The following is a 14,413-nucleotide window of genomic DNA, read 5'->3' on the forward strand; positions in this document are numbered from 1 at the left end:
ACTCTCCTGCAAATCAAGAGAATTGAATCAGCAGCCAAAGCATCGCTCAAGCAGAGTTTTTCAACAGTATCCGGACGGAGCTGTCATCCGGCCTATTCCTGGGAAAGTCTGCTTTGCGGATATGGTGCTTGCGGGTACCATCGACCGAATTTGGTGAGAGCGCCGAACAGGCATATCGGTAATATCTTGACGTTCAGAAATGAGTGACCTGAAAAATGTTACCACGGAAAATATCACGCTTCTTCACATGGTTTGCGGTCATCACAGGCGCATTCACTACGATGGTCATGGGACAAACGATGCAGGAACGCATGAGCACCGCTATGGATGCAGGTGAGCTGTCAGGGTTGCATGCAACCGTTGTCATGTTCGGCGGTGAGCAAATCGCCGAAGCCTATTTCACCGGTGAAGATGAACGCTGGGGCGCGCCAATCGGCGTTGTCGAACATGGCCCAGACACACTGCATGACACACGCTCGATCACCAAGTCCATCATTGGCCTGCTGTACGGGATCGCTCTTGATGAAGGCGTGGTCCCGGACCTCGGAACGCTACTGCTGGATGTCTTTCCAGAATACTCGGATCTCCGCGATGGGTCTGCGCGTGAAGCCATCACAATTGAAAATGTACTGACGATGCAAATGGGAACCGAATGGGATGAAAGCCTTCCTTATTCGGACCCGCGGAATAGCGAGATCGCGATGGAGTTGGCCGACGATCGCTATCGCTTTGTCCTCGACCGGCCGATGGTGGCAGAGCCCGGGACGGTCTGGACGTACAACGGCGGCGCTGTCGCGCTGCTGGCGCATCTGATATCCGAAGGCGCGCGCACGGGAATCGACGCCTATGCACAGACCCGTCTTTTCGATCCCTTGGGCATTTCGGAAATCGAATGGGTGGCGGGTGCCGACGGTGTGCCTTCGGCGGCGTCGGGTTTGCGTCTCACGGCCCGAGATCTTGCGAAAATCGGCGCTATGGTCGCCCGAAATGGAACGTATAACGGCCGTCAGATCGTGCCCGCATCCTGGCTTGATGCCTCATTTCAGACGCGGGCGCCGATCATGGAGGGCTTCAACTACGGGTACCTCTGGTATCTCGCCTCGGGACCCAATGGTGATCAGCTCATCATTGCATCTGGCAATGGTGGGCAGCGATTGACCGTGCAGCCTTCGGTCGAATTTGTCGTCGCCACTTATGCAGGTCGGTACAATGACTTTGATTCATGGCAGTTGCCGGTTCGCATTATCCGGGAATTCGCAGTTCCAGAGGTTGGGCGCGTCCGGTCAGAGTAGTCAGACAACCGATGCCTTGTTAAGAAACCCGACATTCGTGAACTGCGCAGAATTCTGCACCTAGGGCTCAACACCGACATTCTCCGCATTTGCACGGCCCGATCATTGGATACCCCACTCCCCACATTGGGCAGCGCATCGACCCGCCCTCCCTCTTCCCCTCCCCTGCCCCGCTGGCTAGATAGGATCTCCAACCTATCTGGGAGAAGTTTTCTTGGACCGTATCGCCCGCACCATCGCCGCCGAAATCAATGCCCGCCCCGAACAGGTGGATGCCGCGGTCAAGCTGCTGGACGAAGGCGCCACCGTGCCCTTTGTCGCCCGCTACCGCAAAGAGGCGACCGGGGGGCTGGACGACACCCAGCTGCGCACGCTGGCCGACCGGCTGACCTATCTGCGCGAGCTTGAGGCGCGGCGCGAGACGATCCTGGGCTCGATCCGCGATCAGGGCAAGCTGACCGACGACCTATCGCTGTCGATTGCCCGGGCCGAGACCAAGGCGCAGCTTGAAGACATCTATCTGCCTTACAAGCCCAAACGCCGCACCAAGGCTATGATCGCCCGCGAAAACGGGCTGGAACCGCTGGTCGAGGCCATTCTGGCCGACCGTCGTGCCGAACCCGAGGCGCTGGCCGAGGGCTATCTCTCCGAGGCGGTGCCCACGACCAAGGACGCGCTGAACGGCGCCCGCGACATCCTGGCCGAGCGCCTGACCGAGGATGCCACCCTGCTGGGCGAGTTGCGCGCCTTTCTCCACCGCGAGGCGATGCTGAGCGCCAAGGTGATCGAGGGGCAGGAACAGGCGGGCGCCAAGTTCTCCGACTATTTCGCCCATTCCGAGAAATGGGCCACCACGCCGTCGCACCGGGCGCTGGCCATGCTGCGCGCCCAGAAAGAGGGCGTCGTGACGCTGGATATCGCCCCCGATGCCGAGGGCGCGGCGCGGGCCGAAATCATGGTGGCCTCGCGGCTGGAAACCCGTGGCTCTGGCCCCGGTGACGAATGGCTGCGCAAGGTGGCCGGCTGGACCTGGCGGGTGAAACTGTCGCTGTCGATGATGGTCGACCTGATGGGCGATCTGCGCGCCCGCGCGCAGGAAGAGGCGATCCAGGTCTTTGCCCGCAATCTCAAGGACTTGCTCTTTGCCGCCCCGGCCGGGGCGCGGCCCACTCTGGGGCTTGATCCCGGCATCCGCACCGGGGTCAAGGCAGCGGTGGTCGATGCCACCGGCAAGCTGGTGGCGACCGACACGCTCTATCCGTTCCAGCCCAAGAACGACCTGCGCGGGTCGCAGGCCAGCATCGCCCGGATGATCGCCCAACACGGCATCGAACTGATCGCCATCGGCAACGGCACCGCCAGCCGCGAGACCGAGCGCATGGTGGCCGACACGCTGAAGCTGCTGCCGAAATCGGTCAAGGCGCCCACCAAGGTGGTGGTGAGCGAGGCCGGCGCCTCGGTCTATTCCGCCTCGGAACTTGCGGCACGCGAATTCCCGGGCCTGGACGTCAGCTTGCGCGGCGCGGTGTCGATCGCCCGGCGGCTGCAGGATCCGCTGGCCGAACTGGTCAAGATCGAACCCAAGAGCATTGGCGTCGGCCAATATCAGCACGATGTCGACCAGCACCGGCTGGGCCAGATGCTGGAGGCAGTGATCGAGGATGTGGTGAACGCGGTCGGCGTCGACCTCAACACCGCCTCGGCGCCGCTGCTGGCGCATGTCTCGGGGCTGGGACCTGGTCTGGCCGAGGCGATCGTCGCCCATCGCGACGTGAACGGCGCCTTTGCCGCGCGGCGCGACCTGCTCAAGGTGGCCCGCCTTGGCCCCCGCGCGTTCGAGCAATGCGCAGGCTTTCTGCGCATCCGCGACGGCAAGGAGCCGCTGGACGCCAGCGCCGTGCACCCCGAGGCCTATGAGGTCGCCCGCCGCATCGTCAGCGCCTGCGGCCGCGATATTCGCCAGATCATGGGGCATGAGGGCGCTTTGAAAGGCCTGCGGGCGGAACAGTTCGTGACAGATACATTCGGCCTGCCCACCGTGCGTGATATCCTGGCCGAGCTGGAGAAACCCGGCCGCGACCCGCGTCCCAGTTTCGTGACCGCCTCTTTTGCCGACGGGGTCGAGGATATCACCGACCTGCGCCCCGGCATGGTGCTGGAAGGCACCGTGACCAACGTCGCGGCCTTTGGCGCCTTTGTCGATATCGGGGTGCATCAGGACGGGCTGGTGCATGTCAGCCAGCTGGCCGACCGTTTCGTCAAGGACCCGCATGAGGTGGTCAAGACCGGCCAGGTGGTCAAGGTCACGGTCACCGAGATTGATGTCCCCCGCAAGCGGATCGGCCTGACGATGCGCAAGGATGGCGGCGCCTCGGCCCGGCAGGAGAAGCCCGCGCGCTCTGGCGGCCCCAAGGACCGGAACCCGCGCGGGCCGATGCAATCAGGGCCCAAGAGCAGTGGCAATACCGGCGCGTTGGGTGCCGCGCTTCAGGACGCGCTGCGCAAACGCTAAGGCCCCCTACCCCGCCGCCTCGATCCGGATTGACCGGATCGAGGGGTCGAGGCGGGAATAGACAGCCAGCAATCGCCCGCTCCATTTTGCGGTGATGTAATCGGCCATGAACCGGCTGGGCGCCATCAGCACCGCGCGCCCGTTGCCGCGTTCCACCTCGCTCAGGTGTTGGAACCAGCTTGACCACAGTTCCGGGTCGCGCCCATGAAGCGCCGCCTGAACCTGCGCCCAGACCGGATCGTCGCTGGCCTCGGCCCGAGGGGGCGGTACATGAAGGGGCACCACATTGCCCGCGGTTTCGGTTTGCGGCGTCTCGTCCAATCGCGCCTCGAAATCCGGCCCGATCACGGCCCAGCTGTCGCGCGTGTCCAGCAGCATCTGTTTCAGGTCCAGCTCATAGACACTGACCCGGCCCCGCACGCCCGGACGTTTCACCGTGACCCAGCCCAGTGTCCGCAGCCGCGCCATCTCGCGTTTCACGGTACGTTCGTCCACCGACCACAGTCGCGCGATCTCGTCACGGCCCATGGACAGCTCGTTGCGTTGCCAGTTGTACCGGGTGGTGATCAGTGCCGAAAGCCGCAGGATCAGCCGCTGCCGATGCTTGTCGCCAGCCAGCGCATGCACCGCCAGCGCCGAAAGAATATCGTATTTCAGGGCCGACGCATTGCGCCCGACCGGTTTTGCGATCTGCATCATCCAACTCTCTGCCCGTCTGCCTCGACGATGGGATCTGCTGTCCCTTGCTGCCGGTCCGGCGTCTTCTCAACGCTTTTCCCGATCTTGGAGCAATTAGCGTCCAAAGCTTCGATTCTGTCAAGCGGCTTGGCCCAAGGGCCCCTCCCCTTCCCCTTTTCAAAGAAAGAAAAAGGGTGAAGTTATGGTGAGGGGGGACATCCTGTCTGTCCCCGTATCGGCCCCTTCTGTCCCCCTAATGGCAGTATTCCGGTGCCTATGTGACCCCATATCTTGCGGAGCGTTACCAGAGACACGCGGCCGAATCGCGATGCTCTGTCGGCCCTGGACCCGAATCGGGAGCCCCCTGTTTTCAAGGGCTTTCTTACCCGTGGGTAAGGTCGCATTCTCATGATATTTCCTTTTGCCATAAATGCAAATACAGCGTAAATGGGTAACCACAGATAATTAGCGTCCTGAGAAAAGGAAGCCCGAGGCATGTATACGCACGAAGACCTGAGTCACCTGCGCAACCAGTCGCTGAAGCTGCAAGGCTGGATCCGGCAGCAGACCTTCAGCCCCGAGATGGAGAAGACCTTGCGCCGCTTTTCCAGCTGGGAGGTGAGCGAGCTGATCTTCAACGTCAACCAGTCGACCTTTCGCGGCAAGCTGGTCGCCGATCCCACCCTGCCCGGTGGCGAGGTCGAACCCGATGGCCGCCAGCGCTGGTTCAGTCTGGAAGAGGTGAACGAGCTGCGCCGCCGGCTCAGGATCAACCGCAAGTCGCTGATGCCCCCACGCCCGGCGGGCAAGCGCGCGATCCGCGCGGCGGTGGCCAATTTCAAGGGCGGTGCGGGTAAATCCACAGTCGCCCTGCATCTGGCCCATGCCGCCGCACTGGATGGCTATCGTGTGCTGGTGGTTGATTTCGACCCGCAGGCGACGCTGAGCCATTCCATGGGTCTGACCGACGTGGCCGAGGATTACACCGTTTGGGGCATCATGGCGCGCGACCTGATCCGCGAGACCGAGCGGATGAACAACCGCGCCGCCGCCGCCGAAAGCGGCACCACCCTGCCCCGCCGCCAACTGCCTGCGTCGATCACCGGCATGGGTCTGGGCGATCTGCGGGTGGGCGATTTCATCAAGCCCAGCTCCTGGTCGACGATCGACGCGATCCCCTCTTGCGCCAACGCGGCCTTTGTCGAATTCGCCAGCGCGCAATACCGGCATCTGAACCCGGAGTGGTCCTTCTTTGCCGCGGTGTCGCGCTATCTCGATCAGATTCCCGATGACTCCTATGACCTGATCCTGTTCGATTGCCCACCCGCCATCGGATACCAGTCGATGAATGCGGTGTTCGCCGCCGACATGCTCTATATCCCCTCGGGGCCGGGCTATTGGGAATACGATTCCACAACCTCGTTCATCGGTCAGTTGGCCGAGGCGTTGGAGGATCTGTCGCACGGGTTCGATGGCGTCTTACCCACGGGTAAGATCGGCCTGCCCAAGACCTTTGCCGAGATCCGCTTTATCCTGACCCGCTATGAACCGGGCAATGCCCTGCATCAGGCGATGTACGAGGCATTCCGCAAGGTGTTCGGCCATCACGTCACCGACCACCCGGTCGAGATGACGCGGGCGGTGGAACAATCCGGCCGCTTCCTCAATTCGGTCTACGAAATGGACTACCGCGAGATGACGCGGGAAACCTGGCGCCGCGCGCGCGGTACTTTCGACAACGCCTATCGCGAGTTCCGCGAAGTGATGTTGTCGGCCTGGTCCAAGCTGGAGGATGACGCATGACCCGCAAGCGCAGAATCTTCGATATCGACATGCCGGCGATGGAGGACATCCCGGTCGGCAAGGTGCCCGACAAGGTGCTGGACAAACACCGGCGCGGCCCGATGGCGACCGCGATCTCGGAAAATGCCGATGCGCTGCGCGACCGGCAAGAGACCGAAGACCGCATCCGCGCCGAAAACGACCAGCTTGCGCATGAGCTGGTGCGGCTGAAGAAAGAAGGGCTGATCACTGACCTTGTGCCGCTTGATGCGGTCCATGCCGAACGGCTGACCCGCGACCGCGCCACCGGACCGGACCCGGAGCTGGACGAGCTGAAAACCTCGATCCGCGAAATCGGGTTGTCGAACCCGATCCGGGTCGAGAAGCGCGCCGATGGCGGGTACGAGCTGGTTCAGGGCATGCGGCGCCTGTCGGCCTATCGCGCGCTTTACGAGGAAACCGGGGATGAACGGTTCGCGCGCATCCCGGCGGGCATCCTGGCGGTTGCGCCGACGGATGATCAATACCGCCGGATGGTGGATGAAAACCTGATCCGCAAGGATATCTCATTCGCCGAAATGGGCGCGCTGGCGCGTGCCTATGCCGAGGACCCGACCAATGATTGCGCCGATGTGGACAAGGCGGTGTCGGTCCTGTTCAAATCCGCCAGCTACACCAAGCGCAGCTATATCCGGGCCTTTGCCAGCCTGCTGATGATGCTGGGCAAGTCGCTGGAGCACCCGAACGAAATCCCGCGCAATGTGGGTGTCGATCTCAAGCGCAAACTGGATGGCGATCCGGGGTTGGTCCGGGCGGTCAGTTCTGCCTTGCTGGCGCAGCCGGGGCGGAGCGCGGCGGACGAGGTGGCGATCCTGCGCGGCTTTGCCGACGGGGCAGGGGCGCCGGAACCGCAGACACCTGCGCCCGCGCCCAGCGGCGACAAGACCCGCCGGGCCAAGACCACCTTTCAGATCAGCCGCCCGAGCGGGATCGCGAAATGCTCGGCCTCGAACGGGCGGATCGACCTGCGGTACAATCTGGATTTCACCCGCATCGACCGGCAAAAGCTGGAACAGGCGGTGGCGAAACTGATCGACAGTCTGCAAGAGGACTGACACCACGCGGTCTTACCCACGGGTAAGACCGCCTTACCCCAGCAGATCGGTTGCGGGGTTTTCGACAATCTCCACATCGTCGTAATAGCGCTGCGCCTGTGCTACCGAGCGATGCAGGCTAAGCCGCATCGCCGCCTGGATCGGCGCACCGTCCAGCGCCGCCTGGGTCAGAAAACCCGAGCGCAACCCGTGTGGTGTGGCGAAATCCGGTGGCAGCCCGGCAAGCTGTAACCGGTGGCGCAGGATTTGATAGACGGCGTCAGGGGTCAGGCGACGGGACAGCACTCGGTCGGATTTCGACACGGGGCGGAACAGCGGGCCGTCGGTGATGCCCGAAACCTCGAGCCAATGCACCAGCGCTTGCGCGGCGCGGCCCTTGAGCACCAGCCGGGGCGTTGCGCCACGCCGGGTGGTTTTGGTTTCGACCAGTGACAACCAGGCGATACCCGAGACCGCGAAATCCTTGAGCGAGACATCCTCGACCCGGATCGCGGTGATCTCGGAACGGCGGCGGCCGCCACTGGCCCAGCCCAGCATCAACAGCGCGCGGTCCCGGCAGTCACGACGCGAGCCCCGGCAGGTGGCGAGCAACTGTTCCAGAACCGGCCGGGTGATCGGGTTGCGCGACTTGGGCGCAGCGGGCCGCGCCGCCGCGCGCCGGGCCTTGGCGCGGGCCTGTTTCAGCAGCGGGCTGTCAAACGGGCTGTCGAGGTTCTTCATCCGGTGAAAGGCCTGCCACGAGGCGATGCGCCGGTTCAGCGTCGCGGGGGCCGGACAGGTCAGCGAGCGGCGCAGGCCGCGCGCGATCAGCGCCTCGGCCACTTCTCGGGCGGGGCCGGTCGCGTCGCTCAGGTCGCGGCTGTGATCGAGGATGAAGCGCAGCGCGCATTCATGCTGTTCGGGCCAGACAAGAGGCGCGCCAAAGCTGAGCTGTTTCCAGGCGGTGAGATAGAGCAGGTCCCGCTCGTAAGCGCGCAGCGTGTTTTCCGGCGTGCCGCGCACGTAGAGATCGTTGAGTGCCTTTCGGTCGCTGTCGGCGAGGGAAGGGGGCGTCAAAGGCTGAGGTGTCGCGGGTTTCATGGGGGCGAGGGTGGCAGATTCCGGCCTGTCTGCCAAGAGACATGATAATAGAAAGTTATCAAGTATAATGGATCGGATCCACGCCTCTCCAAGTAGTGTGCAAAAAGTATCATTTTTGAGCGCAAGAAGCAGAGGTGTCATGTATCGAAAGAAGAAACCGGGTTGCGTCATAACCAACGGTATGGCGACGCGGTCGGGGATACCGCAGGTTTTGCCAATCCGGTGCTGCTGCCGAGAATGGCGCCGATTTGCTGTAATCTTGACGCCGTTTCTTGTGGATATTGTCAGGGTTTCGTAGGCTGAGACGGATGTTTTCAAGCCGATTGGACCCTGACCTTGAGCCAGAAATCCCAGCCCTCCGGCCCCGCAAAGCCGACCTCGACCCCCATCGTCTCGTCCGATCACCTGGCGGGGACCGATCAGGGCTGGCAGTTCAGCGAACTCGAATACGCGATGACGATGACCTATAACGCGTTCTCGCGCTGGATGACCCATTGCATGAAGGCGGTGGGGTACAAGGATTTCAACCCGCTCGACATTCTGGTGCTGCACAATGTCAACCACCGCGGCAAGGAGAAGCGGCTGTCCGACATCGCCTTCATGCTGAATGTCGAGGACAATCACACCGTCAATTACGCGCTCAAGAAACTGGCCAAGGCGGATCTGGTGACGGGCCGCAAGGTGGGCAAGGAGATGTTCTATTCCACCACCGATCAGGGGCGGCAGGTCTGCGAGGCTTACCGCGACGTGCGCAAGGCCTGTCTGCTGGACGCGGCCGAGGCGACCGACCGCGACTATGACGAGATCAGCCATGTCGCACGGGTGCTGCGCAGCGTCTCGGGGCTTTATGATCAGGCGTCGCGCTCGGCGGCGTCCCTGTGATCATGTCCCCCGGCGTCGGGCGAGGGGTGGCGTCGCATGACCCCTGGGGCCTATGCTTGGGCATAGGCTCGACGATGGAAAACCGAGGGGGACCGATCGATGCGCATGTTCCTAGTCGCTCTGCTGCTTGCCCTGACGGGACTGCCTGCCGCTGCTCAGGAAGCCGTCTATCTGATCAGACATGCGGAAAAGGAATTGTCCGGAACCGATCCCGCGCTGATACCAGAGGGACGGCAGCGCGCCTCGGATTGGGCTGAGATGCTGCGCCATGCGGGTCTGGATGCGATCATCACCTCGGACGCGCTTCGGACCCGACAGACCGGCGGGATCATTGCGGATGCGCTCGGGCTTGAGGCGGCCGCATTGCCCAGAGAGGATATTGCCGGCCTGCTGGACGTTCTGGAATTCGATCACGAGGCGGATACCGTCTTGATCGTCGGCCATGCCGAGACCATTCCGCGCATTCTGGCGAAGCTTGGTCTGTCTGACGACGTGAGCATTGATCAGAGCGCCTTCGCCAACCTGTTTGTCGTTCTGAGGCCCGCGTCAGATGATCCGGTGCATCTCCACCTTCGGATGCCGTGACCGCGCGGCCCTGATCACATCGGGTGTTTCTTACCGGTGCATCATCGGCCTGCGGGCAACTGACGCTTTCCAACGATGCGCGCTGCGCCTAGGGTCGGGGCCGGATACAGCAGTCAGGACCATCAGATGACGACCCCCCAACCAGACACGGCCGCCCGCACCACCCATGATGCCGAGGCCGATGCGCGCAACAGCGATATCCTGATCTATGTGGATGGCGATCTGGTGCACCGGGACCAGGCCAAGGTCTCGGTCTATGACAGCGGCTTCATGCTGGGCGACGGCATGTGGGAGGGGATGCGGCTCTATGACGGGGAATGGGCGTTTTTCGACGCGCATATGGATCGCCTCTTCAACTCGTGCAAGGCGGTGGCACTGGAGATCGGCAAAACGCCTGAGGAGATCCGCGCCATCCTGGACCGCACGGCGGCGGCCAATGGCATGACTGGCGATGCCCATTGCCGGCTGATGATCACGCGCGGGCGCAAGGCGAAACCGTTCCAGCATCCGGGCCTGTCGAAATGGGGGCCGACCATCGTGGCGATCGTCGAACATTCGGTGCCCTCCGAGCGGGTGCAGGGAACGGGGATCCGGCTTGCCTCGGTGCCGCAGGTGCGCGGGCTGCCGCACAGCCAGGACCCAAAGTTCAACAGCCATTCCAAGCTGAACTGCGTGATCGCCTGTTTGCAGGCCGAGCAGGCGGGCGCGGACGAGGCGCTGATGCTGGACCCGCATGGGTTCGTGAACACCACCAATGCCTGCAACTTCTTCATCGTGCGGCGGGGCGAGGTTTGGACCTCGACCGGGGATTACTGCATGAACGGGGTAACGCGGGCCAATGTGATCACGCTGTGCCGCGAGGCGGGGATCCCGGTGTTCGAAAGGAACTTCTCGCTTTACGAGGCCTATGGCGCGGACGAGGCGTTTCTGACCGGTACCTTTGGCGCCCAGACCCCGGTGGCCGAAATCGACGGGCGGGTGATCGGCGCGGGCGGTGGCGCGGGGCCGGTGACCCGGCGGATCCGGGCGCTTTACAAGGCGATGGTGGCGCAGAACGTGGCCGAGCAGAAGGCCCGGCGCGGATGAGCACCGCTTTGCGGGCGTATCGCGCGGCGCTATGATCTGGGCATGACACGCAAGCCCGACCCATATGACGCGGCCGAGGGGATCCCCGGCCCCTATGACGGCGACCCGGTCGAGGAGGACGACCTGTGGTTCCTGCCCGCGCAGGAGCCGGGTGAAGCGGAGACCGAGCCGCTGTTTCCCACGCCGCGTGCCGCGCCCAGACCCCTGTTCGATCCGGTCGAGTGGCGCGCAGCGCAGGATGTGCTGTCGGGTGATCTGGCCGATCTTGCGCTGGGATTCGGGGCGCTGGACGAGCGGCTGCGCGCCGGGCCGCGCCAGTGGGTGCATCGGCTGGCGTTGCTCGAAGTGGCCGATCTGGGATGGTGGGCAGGCGACCGCATCGGGGCCGAGCGCCTGGCGCTGTGGACCGGGTTGCGGCTGGGCGCGACGGGTGAGGATGCGCAGGCGCTGGCCCGCGCCGGTTGGGCGGTGCGCCGGTTGAGCGGAGGCCCCGCGCCGGACGCGGGCGGCTGGGCCGAGGGGCTGGCCGGGTTCCTGGACCGCGCTGGCGCCGAGGGCGACACGGTGCCCGAGGCGGTGGCCGATCTGGGCGACGTGATGGCGCAGGCAGCGGCGCTGCATCCGGCGACGCGGGCGGCAATGCTGTTTCATTGCTGGATCATGCTGGGACAGGGGCCGTCGGTCGGGCTCGAAGCGGCGGTGATGGCGGCGCGCCATGGCGCCGCGATGGGGCGCGGTGGGGCGCTGTTCCTGCCGCTGGCGTTGTCGGGGCCGGGCGCGTTGCGCGGTGCAGGTCCGGCGGAGCAGAAGCTGACCGTCTGGTTGCGCGGGGCGGCGCAGGCGGTGACGGCGGCGCTGTTGCATCTGGATCGGGTGGCGGCCTGGAGCGTGCGGGCAATCGAGAAGACAGGCGATCTGAGCGGGCGGACGCCGCCCGCGCTGATCGAGGTGCTGACCGCCTGGCCGATGGTGACCGCGCCGCTGGCCGAGGCCCAGACCGGCGCCTCGCGCGCGGCGGTTCAACGCAATCTCGACCTGTTCGCGCGCCGGGGATTGGTGCGCGAGGTCACGGGACAAGGCCGTTACCGGGTTTGGACGGCTGCGGTGTGAGCCGTTTTCCGATCCGGAAAACGGCCCGGAAAACGTGTCGTTTTCCGGCCCCCCCTCAGCCGTTTGCGCGCAAACCTCTGGGAGCCTGACCGAAGCGGGCGCGAAAGGCGCGGGTCAGCGCGCTGGCATTGTCATAGCCGCAGCGGGTCGCGATCTCGGAGACCGGCAGGTCGGTCTCGGTCACCAGCTTGCGCGCCAGGTTCAGGCGCAGCCGGCGATAGACCGTTTGCGGCGTCGCGTCGAAGGCCGCGCGCATCCGGGTTTCCAGCGTCTTTTGCGTACAGCCCGCGCGCCGGGCGATCTCGGCGATGGGCAGGGGCTGTTCCAGCGTGTCCTGCATCACCATCACCGCCCGGTTCACCTGCCGGGTGCCGCCCCCGGCGGGGGCGGCATGGGAACGCGCCGAATCCCGTGTCATGAACAGCTGCGCCACCTCCAGCGCCAGCAACTGGCCGTGGTCGCGCCCGATCAGGTGCAGGATCAGGTCAAAGGCCGCCATCGCCCCGGAACAGGTGATGCGCGGCCCGTCCAGAACGAAGCGTTCGCGCAGGGTCTCGACCTGGGGAAAGGTCTCGGCAAAGCGGGTCAGCTCCTCCCAGTGGATGGTGGCCCGGTGCCCGTCCAGCAGCCCCGCCCGCGCCAGCAGCCAGCTGCCGGTATCGAGCCCGGCCAGCACCGGATAGCGCCGCGCCGCCGCCCGCAGCGCGCGCTGGGTGGCCCAGCCCTCGAGGTCGCGAAACCCATAGGAGGGCATCACCAGCAGCATCGCGCCCCGGCCCGCATCCAGCCGGTCATGCGGCGCCACCTGCAGGCCCGAGGAGCTGTGCACCGCGGCCCCGTCCGGGGTCAGGAACCGCCAGGCATAGAGCGGCTGGCGCGACAGCATGTTGGCGGCGCGCATCGGTTCGACCGTGTTGGCCAGGCAGTGGTTCGAGAAATTGTCGAACAACAGCACATCGTAAACCTGAGTCTGTACCGAAGTATTTGTCCTATCTTGCATGATGAATGACTAACCCTGCACGATAGCGGCGCGCAAGCCGGGATTTCCTGTTTCAAACCGCAACAGGAGCCCGTGCCATGCATTTCGGATTGAGCGAAGAGCAGGAGATGATCGTCTCTACCGTTCGCAGCTTTGTGGAGAAGGAGATCTATCCGCACGAGGATTTGGTGGAGCGCACCGGCGAGGTGCCCAAGGAGATCGCCGACGAGATCAAGCGCAAGACGATCGAGCTGGGCTTTTATGCCTGCAACTTTCCCGAGGAGGTGGGTGGCGCGGGCCTGTCGCATCTGGAATTCGCACTGGTCGAGCGGGAGCTGGGGCGGGGTTCGATGGCGCTCAACCACTTCTTCGGGCGGCCGCAGAACATCCTGATGGCCTGCGAGGGCGAGCAGCGCGAGCGCTATCTGCTGCCCGCCGTGCGCGGCGAGCGGATGGATGCGCTGGCGATGACCGAACCCGGCGCCGGGTCGGATGTGCGGGGGATGAAATGTTCGGCCGTGCGCGATGGCGGCGATTGGGTCGTGAACGGGACCAAGCATTTCATCTCGGGCGCCGATCATGCCGATTTCATCATCGTCTTCATCGCGACCGGCGAGGACATGACACCCAAGGGACCAAAGAAGCGTATCACGGCGTTTCTGGTCGACCGGGGCACGCCCGGTTTCACCATCCGCGATGGATACCGCTCGGTCAGCCACCGCGGCTACAAGAACATGGTGCTGGAATTCGACGATTGCCGCCTGCCGGATGCGCAGGTTCTGGGCGAGGTCGATGGCGGGTTCGCGGTGATGAACGAATGGCTCTATGCCACCCGGATCACCGTGGCCACCATGAGCGTGGGTCGCGCGCGGCGGGTGTTCGACTATGCGCTGAACTACGCGGCAGAGCGGGAACAGTTCGGGCAGGCCATCGGCAAGTTCCAGGGCGTCAGCTTTCAGATCGCCGACATGATCACCGAGATCGACGCCGCCGACTGGCTGACGCTGGCGGCGGCCTGGCGGCTGGACCAGGGTCTGCCCGCCAATCGCGAGATCGCCAGCGCCAAGGTCTATGCCAGCGAGATGCTGGCGCGGGTGACCGACGCCACGCTGCAGATTTTTGGTGGCATGGGGCTGATGGACGATTTCCCGATCGAGCGGTTCTGGCGCGATGCGCGGGTCGAGCGGATCTGGGACGGCACCAGCGAGATCCAGCGCCATATCATCAGCCGTGACCTGCTGCGTCCGCTGGGGGCGTGATGGCGCGCGGTCGGGTTCGCGCTGAAGCGCGACGCCTCCGGCGGGAGTATTTT

The 14,413-nt window shown here is 64.4% G+C and carries 12 protein-coding genes; 9 read left to right on the forward strand and 3 right to left on the reverse strand.

Annotation, left to right across the window (positions count from 1 at the left end; all coding sequences use genetic code 11):
• The first annotated feature begins 287 nt into the window (after positions 1–287).
• Together MB818_RS17950 and MB818_RS17955 are read left to right on the forward strand one after the other, a co-directional pair.
• Positions 288–1,292: a serine hydrolase domain-containing protein gene (locus MB818_RS17950; protein WP_238905927.1), complete on the forward strand. Its 1,005-nt coding sequence runs from the start codon at positions 288–290 to the stop codon at positions 1,290–1,292.
• A 214-nt stretch (positions 1,293–1,506) separates the two neighbouring features.
• Entirely contained in the window at positions 1,507–3,804 is a 2,298-nt protein-coding gene (locus MB818_RS17955; RefSeq protein WP_238905929.1) for a Tex family protein, read from the forward strand.
• A 6-nt stretch (positions 3,805–3,810) separates the two neighbouring features.
• On the opposite strand, the gene MB818_RS17960 is transcribed toward MB818_RS17955, so the two are convergent.
• Positions 3,811–4,503, reverse strand: a complete 693-nt coding sequence (locus MB818_RS17960) for a DnaA N-terminal domain-containing protein (RefSeq protein WP_238905932.1) — start codon at positions 4,501–4,503, stop codon at positions 3,811–3,813.
• Positions 4,504–4,977: 474 nt separating this feature from the next.
• On the opposite strand from MB818_RS17960, the gene MB818_RS17965 reads away from it, so the two are divergent.
• On the forward strand, positions 4,978–6,285 hold the full coding sequence (locus MB818_RS17965) for an AAA family ATPase (RefSeq protein ID WP_238905934.1): 1,308 nt from the start codon (positions 4,978–4,980) through the stop codon (positions 6,283–6,285).
• Entirely contained in the window at positions 6,282–7,379 is a 1,098-nt protein-coding gene (locus MB818_RS17970) for a ParB/RepB/Spo0J family partition protein (RefSeq protein ID WP_238905936.1), read from the forward strand. Before MB818_RS17965 ends, MB818_RS17970 begins: the two co-directional genes overlap by 4 nt.
• 33 nt (positions 7,380–7,412) lie before the next feature.
• On the opposite strand, the gene MB818_RS17975 is transcribed toward MB818_RS17970, so the two are convergent.
• Positions 7,413–8,459, reverse strand: a complete 1,047-nt coding sequence (locus tag MB818_RS17975) for a tyrosine-type recombinase/integrase (RefSeq protein ID WP_238905938.1) — start codon at positions 8,457–8,459, stop codon at positions 7,413–7,415.
• Positions 8,460–8,795: 336 nt separating this feature from the next.
• Here MB818_RS17975 and MB818_RS17980 point away from each other — a divergent pair, with 336 nt between their 5' ends.
• The 4 genes from MB818_RS17980 (at position 8,796) to MB818_RS17995 (ending at position 12,122) form a co-directional block, all read left to right on the forward strand.
• On the forward strand, positions 8,796–9,341 hold the full coding sequence (locus MB818_RS17980; protein ID WP_234140599.1) for a winged helix DNA-binding protein: 546 nt from the start codon (positions 8,796–8,798) through the stop codon (positions 9,339–9,341).
• Between the two features lie 105 nt (positions 9,342–9,446).
• Positions 9,447–9,926 (forward strand): SixA phosphatase family protein, encoded by a 480-nt coding sequence (locus MB818_RS17985; RefSeq protein ID WP_234176938.1) that lies wholly within the window; start codon positions 9,447–9,449, stop codon positions 9,924–9,926.
• Between the two features lie 126 nt (positions 9,927–10,052).
• On the forward strand, positions 10,053–11,012 hold the full coding sequence (locus MB818_RS17990; RefSeq protein WP_238905940.1) for an aminotransferase class IV: 960 nt from the start codon (positions 10,053–10,055) through the stop codon (positions 11,010–11,012).
• A gap of 42 nt (positions 11,013–11,054) precedes the next feature.
• Positions 11,055–12,122, forward strand: a complete 1,068-nt coding sequence (locus MB818_RS17995) for a helix-turn-helix domain-containing protein (RefSeq protein ID WP_238905941.1) — start codon at positions 11,055–11,057, stop codon at positions 12,120–12,122.
• Positions 12,123–12,177: 55 nt separating this feature from the next.
• Here the strand turns inward: MB818_RS17995 and MB818_RS18000 are convergent, their stop codons facing one another.
• A complete protein-coding gene (locus MB818_RS18000) occupies positions 12,178–13,122 on the reverse strand; it encodes a GlxA family transcriptional regulator (RefSeq protein ID WP_234163259.1) in 945 nt (314 codons plus the stop codon).
• A 77-nt stretch (positions 13,123–13,199) separates the two neighbouring features.
• Here MB818_RS18000 and MB818_RS18005 point away from each other — a divergent pair, with 77 nt between their 5' ends.
• The gene (locus MB818_RS18005; protein ID WP_234143687.1) at positions 13,200–14,360 is read left to right on the forward strand and encodes an acyl-CoA dehydrogenase family protein; all 1,161 of its coding nucleotides are present in this window, start codon (positions 13,200–13,202) and stop codon (positions 14,358–14,360) included.
• The last annotated feature ends 53 nt before the right edge of the window (positions 14,361–14,413 follow it).

It is taken from the genome of Ruegeria alba (assembly GCF_022321465.1).
Classification (GTDB): domain Bacteria; phylum Pseudomonadota; class Alphaproteobacteria; order Rhodobacterales; family Rhodobacteraceae; genus Ruegeria_B; species Ruegeria_B alba.

What these genes read in the sequence shown, in the direction of transcription:
- MB818_RS18000 (WP_234163259.1), bottom strand. Translation starts at nt 13,122, where the DNA reads ATGCAAGATAGGACAAATACTTCGGTACAGACTCAGGTTTACGATGTG.
- MB818_RS18005 (WP_234143687.1), top strand. Translation starts at nt 13,200, where the DNA reads ATGCATTTCGGATTGAGCGAAGAGCAGGAGATGATCGTCTCTACCGTT.
- MB818_RS17990 (WP_238905940.1), top strand. Translation starts at nt 10,053, where the DNA reads ATGACGACCCCCCAACCAGACACGGCCGCCCGCACCACCCATGATGCC.
- MB818_RS17970 (WP_238905936.1), top strand. Translation starts at nt 6,282, where the DNA reads ATGACCCGCAAGCGCAGAATCTTCGATATCGACATGCCGGCGATGGAG.
- MB818_RS17975 (WP_238905938.1), bottom strand. Translation starts at nt 8,459, where the DNA reads ATGAAACCCGCGACACCTCAGCCTTTGACGCCCCCTTCCCTCGCCGAC.
- MB818_RS17960 (WP_238905932.1), bottom strand. Translation starts at nt 4,503, where the DNA reads ATGATGCAGATCGCAAAACCGGTCGGGCGCAATGCGTCGGCCCTGAAA.
- MB818_RS17965 (WP_238905934.1), top strand. Translation starts at nt 4,978, where the DNA reads ATGTATACGCACGAAGACCTGAGTCACCTGCGCAACCAGTCGCTGAAG.
- MB818_RS17995 (WP_238905941.1), top strand. Translation starts at nt 11,055, where the DNA reads ATGACACGCAAGCCCGACCCATATGACGCGGCCGAGGGGATCCCCGGC.
- MB818_RS17985 (WP_234176938.1), top strand. Translation starts at nt 9,447, where the DNA reads ATGTTCCTAGTCGCTCTGCTGCTTGCCCTGACGGGACTGCCTGCCGCT.
- MB818_RS17950 (WP_238905927.1), top strand. Translation starts at nt 288, where the DNA reads ATGGGACAAACGATGCAGGAACGCATGAGCACCGCTATGGATGCAGGT.